Here is an 8,958-nt window from a genome sequence, read left to right on the forward strand (position 1 = left end):
GTTAGTTTGACGACATGACTGACGACAAGATGCTGGCGCGGATCGCCGCGCTGCTGCGTCAGGCCGAGGGCACCGACAACCCCCACGAGGCCGATGCGTTCATGAGCGCAGCGCAACGCCTGGCGACGGCGGCGTCCATCGATTTGGCGGTGGCGCGCTCGCATTCGTCCAACCGAACGGCCGCGCAGGCCCCGACGCAGCGGACCATCACCATCGGGAACGCGGGCAGCCGGGGGCTGCGGACGTATGTCCAGCTGTTCGTCGTGATCGCGGCGGCTAACGACGTGCGCTGCGATGTGGCGTCCAATTCGACGTTCGTCTACGCGTACGGGTTCGCCGAGGACATCGACGCGACCCACGCCCTGTACGCCAGCCTGGTTGTCCAGATGGTGCGGGCGTCGGACGCCTACCTCGCCTCGGGCGCGCATCGCCCCACACCGACGATCACCGCCCGGCTCAATTTCCAGCTGGCGTTCGGCGCCCGCGTGGGTCAGCGTCTGTCCGAGGCCCGCGACGAGATCCGCCGCGAAGCCACCAAGGACCGCCGGCGACCACCGGGCACCGCGATCGCCTTGCGCGACAAGGAACTCGAGCTGCAGGACTATTACCGCGGCGCGTCGAAGGCGCGCGGCACCTGGCAAGCCAGCCGGGCTTCGGCTGGGTATTCGTCCAAGGCGCGGCGCGCAGGTGACCGGGCCGGACGGCGAGCGCGGTTGGGCAGCAGCCCCGAGTTGCCCGGGGCGCGCTCGGCCCTGCGCCGGTGACTGAGGGTTCGCCACGCGATTCCCAGCGCTCGAAGGTTTACGCGGCTGAGGAGTTCGTCCGGACGTTGTTCGACCGCGCCGCCGAGCACGGGTCGTCGGTTGTCGAGTTCTTCGGAACCCAGTTGACGCTGCCGCCCGAAGCCCGTTTCGGATCGGTCACGTCCGTGCAGCGCTATGTTGACGAGGTGCTCGCGTTACCGTCGGTGCGCCAACGCTGGCCCGAGGTGTCGCCGCTGCGGGTGCGGACACGGCGGGCGGCCACCGCGGCACACTACGAAAACCATGACGGCGCAGGCGTTATCGCGGTCCCCGACCGTGACACCGCCGACTGGGCGCTGCGCGAGCTGGTCGTGCTGCACGAAGTGGCGCACCACCTGTGCCAGGCGCAGCCGCCGCATGGCCCGGAGTATGTCGCGACGATCTGCACGCTGACCGAACTGGTGATGGGTCCCGAACTCGGGCACGTGCTGCGGGTCGTGTACGCCAAAGAGGGTGCGCGGTGAGCGAATCGGATGATCCGGACGCCCGGGCGCGCGAGGTCGAGGCGCAGCTGACCGACGACGAGCGGTTCTCGCTGATCGTCGGTGTGATGGGGGCGGGCGAACTGTGGCCCCTGCGCGACGCGCGCATCCCGCCCGGCGTGCCGATGAGCGCCGGGTATGTGCCCGGCATCGACCGGCTCGGTGTCCCGGCGCTGCGCATGAGCGACGCCGGCCTCGGCGTCACCAATCCTGGATACCGCCCGGGCGACACCGCCACGGCGCTACCGTCGGGGCAGGCGCTGGCCGCAAGCTTCGACCCGTCGCTCGCCCGCATCTCGGGCGACATGATCGGACGGGAGGCGCGCAGCCGCGGGTTCAACGTGCAATTGGCGGGCGCGATCAACCTGGCGCGCGATCCTCGCAATGGCCGCAACTTCGAATACCTTTCCGAGGACCCGCTTTTGAGTGCCGCGATGGCGGCGGAGTCGATCAACGGCATCCAGCAACAGGGCGTCATCTCGACGACCAAGCACTACTCGCTGAACTGCAACGAGACCAATCGACACTGGCTGAACGCGATCATCGATCCCGACGCGCACCGCGAATCGGACCTGCTGGCCTTCGAGATCGCCATCGAGCGCTCGCAACCCGGGGCCGTGATGACGGCCTACAACAAGGTCAACGGCGACTACGCCGCCGCGAACCACACGTTGATCAACGACGTGCTGAAGGGTGCGTGGGGTTATCGCGGTTGGGTCATGTCCGATTGGGGCGCGACGCCGAGCTGGGAATGCGCGCTCGCCGGGCTCGACCAGGAGTGCGGCGCACAGATCGATGCGCTGCTGTGGCAGTCGGAGTCGTTCGGCGGCGACCTGCGGGCCGCTTACGCCGACGGACGGCTACCCAAGGAGCGTCTGTCGGACATGGTCCGGCGGATCCTGCGCTCGATGTTCGCCGTTCGAATCGACCGCCGCGAGTCGGGCCCGGAACCGGATATGGACGCGCACAACGCGATTGCATTACGGGTCGCGCGCCAGGGCATCGTGTTGCTGACCAACCGCGGGGTGCTGCCGGTGGCGCCCGAGTCGACCGCGCGGATCGTCGTCATCGGTGGCTACGCGCAGATCGGCGTGCCCGCCGGCTACGGGTCCAGCGCCGTCGTGCCGCCGGGCGGCTACGCGAAGGTGATCCCGATCGGCGGCCACGGGCTGGAGGCCGGCCTGCGCAACCTGTACCTGCTGCCGTCGAGCCCGCTGGATGAGCTGAGAAAGCAACTTCCCAACGCGCAGTTCGAGTTTGATCCCGGGATCAGCCCGGCGGAAGCGGCGCTGGCCGCGCGGCGGGCCGACATCGCGATCGTGTTCGCGATCCGCGCCGAGGGGGAGGGCTTCGACGTCGCCGATCTGTCGCTGCCCTGGGGACAGGACGCGGTGATCGCCGCCGTGGCGGCCGCCAACCCGAACACCGTGGTGGTGCTGGAGACCGGCAACCCGGTCACGATGCCCTGGCACGACGAAGTGAACGCCATTGTGCAGGCCTGGTATCCGGGCCAGGCCGGTGGGCAGGCGATCGCGGAAATCATTGCCGGCCGGATGAATCCGTCGGGCCGGCTGCCCATCACCTTCCCGGTCGATCTCGCCCAGACGCCGCGCCCGGAACTGCGCGATCTCGGCGCGCCACCCGGCACACCGACCACCATCGACTACGTCGAAGGGGCGGATGTCGGATACCGCTGGTTCGCGAAAACGCACCGGACGCCGCTGTTCGCGTTCGGACATGGCCTGTCCTACACCAGGTTTGAGTACGACGACCTGGTGGCGACCGGCGGCGACACGGTCAGCGCGGCCTTCAGCGTGGTCAATGCGGGCGACCGCGCCGGCGCCGATGTCCCGCAGCTGTATCTGACCGCGACGGCGGGTGCGCCATGTCTGCGATTGCTGGGATTCCAGCGGATCGAGTTGGCGCCCGCCGCGACGTGCCGGGTGCGGATCGAGGCCGATCCGCGCCTGCTGGCCTCCTACGACGGCTCCTGCGACGGAGGGGCCGGAGCCTGGCGCATCGAGGGGGGCGACTACTCGGTGGCCGTGGGTGCTTCGGCGATCACGCCACGGCTGACCGCCAAGGTCGAGCTGGCCTGCCGTACGTTCGGACGCTGACGGCTGCAATCGTCGACGCCCGAACGCACGACCGGGAGCCCGGCGTTACTCCACGGGGGTCAGCTCGTCCCCGCAGGTGCACCGGTATGCCTCACCCGCGCCGGAGCAGTGGCAGGGCACCTCGATGCGAACGCGACATCCGCAGCCTTCATGCCCACAGCTCAACAGGGTTCCTGCTTCGTAGTTCGCCATGTGAATCACCCTTATCTGTCGTTGACTCGTGGTGTAGACCAACCACGGGTTCACTATATACCCCCTACCGGTATGCCGTAAAGGGGCTGCGGCGGCGAATGCTCGCGGCTAGCGTGGGCGACATGACCGAGAACCCCACCCCGCAGGCCGTCGATGCGTTTCTGGACAGCACCGTGGTTGGCGACGACCCGGCCCTGGCCGCGGCCCTGGAGTCCAGCGACGCGGCCGGGTTGCCGTCGATCGCCGTATCGGTGCAGCAGGGCAAATTCCTGTGCCTGCTGGCCGGTGCCATCGGGGCGCGCCGCATCCTCGAGATCGGCACGCTTGGTGGCTTCAGCACCATCTGGCTGGCACGTGGCGCGGGTCCGGAAGGGCGGGTGGTGACGCTGGAGTACGAACCCAAGCACGCCGAGGTCGCGCGGGCCAACCTGCAACGGGCCGGGGTCGCCGACCGCGTGGAGGTGATAGTCGGCGCCGCGCTGGACACGTTGCCGACGCTGGCGGGTGATCCCTTCGACCTGGTGTTCATCGACGCCGACAAGGAGAACAACGGCGCGTATGTCGAGTGGGCGGTCCGGCTGGCTCGTCCCGGTTCAGTTGTCGTTCTGGACAACGTCATTCGCGAGGGCAAGATCCTGGATCCGAAATCCGATGACGCCAGAGTTTCGGCGACCCGGCAGGCGCTGCAGCTAATGGGCGAGCACCCGCGGCTGGACACGGCGGTGATCCAGACGGTCGGCGCCAAGCCGTGGGACGGTTTCGCGCTCGCATTGGTGCGCTAGCTCAGCGCGGGCACAAATCCCTGACCGCCTGTTCGGCAGAAGTGATTTCGCCGATCCGCAGTGCCGTCTCACCCGCATACAGTGCCGCGTGGTCGACCCACGCATCGGGCATCCCCGCCAACGGCGCCAGCGGGGTGAAGAACGGGACCGCCGGTGACTGCAGACGCAGCAACGCGCCCGCGTCGAAATAACCCAGGGCGGCCAGGGGGCGGCTTGCCGCATTGAGGGCGGCCGGCAGCGCCCTGGCCTTCCCGTCGTCGCCGCACCAACGCCGTGTGGCCGCGTTGGGCACCACGCGGTGCCGCAGCGGCCAGCTGATGCCAAACAGGTTCGTTTCGATGGTGTTGTCCGCGTGCATGATTCGCCGCTGGTACTCGCGGTTGGCGTTGGCCTCGTGGGTCAGCAGAAAGCGCGTACCGGCGATGACACCGCTGGCGCCGGCCGCCAGTGCGGCGCGGGTATCGGCACCTGTGGCGATGCCGCCGGCCAGAAACACCGGGCGCCCGGCGGCCGCCGCGAGCGCTTCGGGCAGGAAGTCCAGGGCGGGCATGGTCCCGACGAGATGGCCACCCGCCTCACGACCCTGGGCGATCAGGCCGTCGGCGCCCCAGCCGACGGCGGCGCGCGCCTGCGCCGCGGTGCCGACCATGACGAACACGAAGACACCGGCATCGCGGAAGTGCGCTACCAGCCCGCGTTTTTCGCCGAACGCCAGCACGACGGCGTCCACGCGGGTCTCCACGCAGACGTCGACGTGGTGGCGACGGACGAAGGGCATCAACAGGTTGACCGCGACGGCGCGGCCCGGGGCCCGTTCGCGCACTTCGCTTATACACCTGCGCAATTGGCGCGGTGTGGTAATGCCGAGCGTTCCCAGCGCGCCCACCTGGGCGACCGCTGCCGCCAGCGGCGCACCGGCCAGTCCGCCGCCCATTCCCGCTTGTCCTATCGGAACGTCGAGCCGCAACCTATCCACGATGTCCATGCCCAACGACGCTACGCGGCCGGCGAATTCGCCCCGTGAGCTGGCCCCTTAGCGGGCTGGTTTTCGTTGCTGGCCTACCGCGATCGAGCGTAATCTTTACAGCAGATGGATGGGTTGCAGTCGGCTCAAAAGGCTTGCTGCATAACAGAAAGGTCACAAAATGAGTACAGTCCATTCATCAATCGATCACCACCCGGATCTGTTGGCTCTACGGGCGCGCTACGAACGCGTAGCCGAGTCGATGAGTGCGCATGTCACCTTCGGCCTGGCGTTGCTGACCGGTCTGTATGTGGCTGCGTCGCCGTGGATCATCGGGTTCAGCGACACGAGATCGCTTGCGATGTGCGACCTCCTCGCCGGGATCGCGGTCGCGTTCCTGGCGTACGGGTTCGCCTCGGCGCTAGACCGTGCCCACGGCATGACCTGGACGCTGCCGGTGCTCGGCGCGTGGGTCATCGTGTCGCTGTGGGTGCTGCCGGGCTTCTCGCCCACCGCCGGCATGATCTGGTCGAACGTAGTCGGTGGCGCGTTGTTGACCTTCCTGGGCCTCAACGCGACGTACTTCGGCACGCGCACGCGCGCCGAGGTCGCACACGCATAGCCGCCCACGTCCGTTGAGCCAGGCGGCAATTCGCCCTGCCTGGCCGGCTGAACCCGGCCCGGGCAGGGCTAGCCGCAGACTGCGCCAATGGCGGCCGAGCCGACGAGCTTGACGTATTTGGCCAGCACGCCGGTCTTGTAACGCGGCGGCGGGGGAGTGAAACCCTTTCGCCGAGCCTCGAATTCGGCTGCGTCGGCCAGCACGTCCAACGTCTGGCCGGCCACGTCGAGGCGGATCCGGTCGCCGTCGCGCAGGAAGGCGATGGGTCCCCCGTCGACCGCCTCGGGGGCAACGTGGCCCACACATAGCCCGGTGGTTCCACCGGAGAACCGGCCATCGGTAAGCAGCAGAACGTCTTTGCCGAGGCCGGCGCCCTTGATCGCGCCGGTGATAGCCAGCATCTCGCGCATCCCGGGACCGCCCTTGGGGCCCTCGTAGCGGATCACCACCGCGTCGCCCTTGGTGATGGTGCCGTCCTCGAGTGCATCCAGCGCGGCCCGCTCGCCGTCGAAAACCCTTGCGGTCCCCTCGAACACGTCGGAGTCGAAACCGGCTGACTTGACCACCGCCCCCTCGGGCGCAAGCGACCCGCGCAGGATGGTGATCCCGCCGGTCGGGTGGATCGGGTCGCTCATCGCGCGCAGCACCTTGCCGTCCGGGTCGGGCGGGTCGATGGCGGCGAGGTTCTCGGCTACCGTCTGGCCGGTCACCGTCAGGCAGTCGCCGTGCAGCAGGCCCGCGTCGAGCAATGCCTTCATCATGACCGGCACGCCGCCGATGTGGTCGACGTGCGACATCACGTGGCGGCCGAACGGCTTGACGTCGGCCAGGTGCGGCACCTTGGACCCGATCCGGCTGAAGTCGTCGAGGGACAGCTCGACGCCGGCCTCGTGGGCGATGGCCAGCAGGTGCAGCACCGCGTTGGTCGAGCCGCCGAACGCCATCACCACCGCGATCGCGTTCTCGAACGCCTCCTTGGTGAGGATGTCGCGGGCGGTGATGCCGCGCCGCAGCAGCTCGATGACGGCCTGCCCGCTGCGCCGCGCGAACCCGTCGCGACGGCGGTCGGTCGCCGGCGGCGCCGCGCTGCCGGGCAGTGACATGCCCAGCGCCTCGGCCGCGCTGGCCATGGTGTTGGCGGTGTACATGCCGCCGCAGGCTCCCTCGCCGGGGCAGATCGCCCGCTCGATGGCGTCGACGTCCTCGCGGGGCATCAGCCCGCGGGCGCACGCGCCGACCGCCTCGAACGCGTCGATGATCGTGACCTCGCGCTCGCTGCCGTCGGACAGTTTGGCCACCCCCGGCAGGATGGAGCCCGCATAGAGGAACACCGCCGCCAGATCGAGTCGGGCGGCGGCCATCAGCATTCCCGGCAGCGATTTGTCGCACCCGGCCAACAGCACCGAGCCGTCGAGCCGCTCGGCCTGCATCACGGTTTCGACGCTGTCCGCGATCACCTCGCGGGACACCAGGGAGAAGTGCATGCCCTCGTGACCCATCGAGATGCCGTCGGAAACCGAGATCGTCCCGAACTCCAGCGGGTAGCCCCCGGCCGAGAACACGCCCTCCTTTACCGCCTTGGCGAGCCGGTCCAGGGACAGGTTGCACGGCGTGATCTCGTTCCAGGACGAGGCCACCCCGATCTGCGGCTTGGCGAAGTCTTCGTCTCCCATGCCTACCGCGCGCAACATGCCGCGGGCTGCGGCCTTCTCCAGGCCGTCGGTGACGTCACGACTGCGCGGTTTGATGTCGGCGGGGGTTTTGGCCATTTTTCAAGTATGCCGGGCAGGTCCACCGCAAATTCGCCGGTCATACCCCATCGGGGTATAGACTCGGAGGGGTGACGACGGTACACGGATATTCGCAGGACAAGGACAACTACGCCAAGCGTCTTCGGCGCATCGAAGGCCAGGTGCGTGGCATCGCGCGGATGATCGACGAAGACAAATACTGCATCGACGTCCTGACCCAGATCAGCGCGGTCAACAGTGCCCTGCGTTCGGTGGCGCTGAACCTGCTCGACGAGCATCTGAGCCACTGTGTGACCCGCGCCGTCTCCGAGGGCGGAAACGAGGCCGACGACAAGCTCGCCGAGGCCTCGGCCGCCATCGCGCGCCTTGTTCGTTCCTAATCGGTGACCGGGTTGTTACGTGTGTTGAGACCGCAGATGGGATGAACCCGTTGCGGCGGTGCGTACGGTAAGGGCATTGTGAGCGCGCCAGCAATTTCCACTCAGCCACCGGGAAGTCCGGCCGATGCCGACGCTATGAGCACCGGAACCACCACCGCTAGTGCGCGCACGTGGACGCCGCGGATCGCCGCTCAATTAGCGGTGTTGGCCGCGGCGGCCTTTACCTATGTGACGGCCGAGATCCTGCCCGTCGGCGCGATTTCGGCGATCGCACGCGACCTGCAGGTGAGCCTGGTCGTCGTAGGCACGCTGCTGACGTGGTACGCCCTGGTGGCGGCCCTGACAACGGTGCCGCTGGTGCGCTGGACCGCGCACTGGCCGCGGCGCCGAACCCTGGTGATGAGCCTGACCTGCCTGACGGTGTCGCAGCTCATCTCGGCGCTCGCGCCGAACTTCGCGGTGCTGGCGGCCGGGCGGGTGCTCTGCGCGATCACCCACGGCGTGCTGTGGTCGGTGATCGCCCCGATCGCCACCCGGTTGGTGCCGCCGAGCCATGCCGGACGCGCCACGACGTCGATGTACCTCGGAACGAGCCTGGCGCTGGTCGTCGGCAGCCCCCTGACCGCGGCGATGAGCCTGATGTGGGGCTGGCGGCTCGCGGTGGTGTGCGTGACCGTTGCGGCGGCGATCGTCACGGTGGCCGCCCGGATCATGCTTCCGGAGATGGTGCTCACCGAGCACCAGCTCGCCCACGTCGGCCCCCGGTCGCGGCATCACCGCAACGGCCGGTTGATCGCGGTGAGCCTGCTCGCGATGGTCGCGGTGACCGGCCACTTCGTGTCCTACACGTTCATCGTGGTGATCA

General features: G+C 68.6%; 10 protein-coding genes. 7 read left to right on the forward strand and 3 right to left on the reverse strand.

What is annotated here, in order from left to right; all coding sequences use genetic code 11:
* The first annotated feature begins 14 nt into the window (after positions 1-14).
* Genes A5744_RS23835 through A5744_RS23845 form a run of 3 tightly spaced genes read left to right on the forward strand, consistent with a single transcriptional unit; the run spans position 15 to position 3,402 of the window.
* Positions 15-764, forward strand: coding sequence for a DUF2786 domain-containing protein (locus tag A5744_RS23835; protein ID WP_076064835.1), 750 nt, complete (start codon positions 15-17; stop codon positions 762-764).
* A complete protein-coding gene (locus A5744_RS23840) occupies positions 761-1,267 on the forward strand; it encodes a TIGR04338 family metallohydrolase (RefSeq protein WP_076064836.1) in 507 nt (168 codons plus the stop codon). The genes A5744_RS23835 and A5744_RS23840 overlap by 4 nt, the downstream gene beginning before the upstream one ends.
* On the forward strand, positions 1,264-3,402 hold the full coding sequence (locus tag A5744_RS23845) for a beta-glucosidase (RefSeq protein WP_205866341.1): 2,139 nt from the start codon (positions 1,264-1,266) through the stop codon (positions 3,400-3,402). Before A5744_RS23840 ends, A5744_RS23845 begins: the two co-directional genes overlap by 4 nt.
* A 45-nt stretch (positions 3,403-3,447) precedes the next feature.
* On the opposite strand, the gene mymT is transcribed toward A5744_RS23845, so the two are convergent.
* Complete coding sequence (mymT, locus tag A5744_RS23850) at positions 3,448-3,609, reverse strand: metallothionein MymT (protein WP_139329461.1); 162 nt, start codon at positions 3,607-3,609, stop codon at positions 3,448-3,450.
* A 107-nt stretch (positions 3,610-3,716) separates the two neighbouring features.
* Here mymT and A5744_RS23855 point away from each other — a divergent pair, with 107 nt between their 5' ends.
* Positions 3,717-4,376 carry an O-methyltransferase gene (locus A5744_RS23855; RefSeq protein ID WP_076064844.1) on the forward strand — a complete coding sequence of 220 codons (660 nt, stop codon included), beginning with the start codon at positions 3,717-3,719 and terminating at the stop codon, positions 4,374-4,376.
* A 1-nt stretch (position 4,377) separates the two neighbouring features.
* Here the strand turns inward: A5744_RS23855 and A5744_RS23860 are convergent, their stop codons facing one another.
* A complete protein-coding gene (locus A5744_RS23860; protein WP_076064837.1) occupies positions 4,378-5,361 on the reverse strand; it encodes a nitronate monooxygenase in 984 nt (327 codons plus the stop codon).
* A 160-nt stretch (positions 5,362-5,521) separates the two neighbouring features.
* On the opposite strand from A5744_RS23860, the gene A5744_RS23865 reads away from it, so the two are divergent.
* Positions 5,522-5,962 (forward strand): SPW repeat protein, encoded by a 441-nt coding sequence (locus A5744_RS23865; RefSeq protein WP_076064838.1) that lies wholly within the window; start codon positions 5,522-5,524, stop codon positions 5,960-5,962.
* A gap of 68 nt (positions 5,963-6,030) precedes the next feature.
* Here A5744_RS23865 and ilvD read toward each other — a convergent pair whose 3' ends face one another.
* Positions 6,031-7,731 (reverse strand): dihydroxy-acid dehydratase, encoded by a 1,701-nt coding sequence (gene ilvD, locus A5744_RS23870; protein WP_076064839.1) that lies wholly within the window; start codon positions 7,729-7,731, stop codon positions 6,031-6,033.
* A 71-nt stretch (positions 7,732-7,802) separates the two neighbouring features.
* Between ilvD and A5744_RS23875 the strand changes: the two genes are divergently transcribed.
* A complete protein-coding gene (locus tag A5744_RS23875) occupies positions 7,803-8,093 on the forward strand; it encodes a metal-sensitive transcriptional regulator (protein ID WP_076064840.1) in 291 nt (96 codons plus the stop codon).
* Positions 8,094-8,228: 135 nt separating this feature from the next.
* The coding region (locus A5744_RS23880; protein WP_139331484.1) for an MFS transporter at positions 8,229-8,958 on the forward strand (730 nt) is incomplete at its 3' end.

The organism is Mycobacterium sp. IS-1264, from assembly GCF_001954195.1.
Lineage (GTDB): Bacteria > Actinomycetota > Actinomycetes > Mycobacteriales > Mycobacteriaceae > Mycobacterium.

Coding starts and splice junctions, on each gene's coding strand:
- A5744_RS23835 (WP_076064835.1), top strand. CDS start 15: ATGACTGACGACAAGATGCTGGCGCGGATCGCCGCGCTGCTGCGTCAG.
- A5744_RS23855 (WP_076064844.1), top strand. CDS start 3,717: ATGACCGAGAACCCCACCCCGCAGGCCGTCGATGCGTTTCTGGACAGC.
- A5744_RS23860 (WP_076064837.1), bottom strand. CDS start 5,361: ATGGACATCGTGGATAGGTTGCGGCTCGACGTTCCGATAGGACAAGCG.
- A5744_RS23865 (WP_076064838.1), top strand. CDS start 5,522: ATGAGTACAGTCCATTCATCAATCGATCACCACCCGGATCTGTTGGCT.
- ilvD (WP_076064839.1), bottom strand. CDS start 7,731: ATGGCCAAAACCCCCGCCGACATCAAACCGCGCAGTCGTGACGTCACC.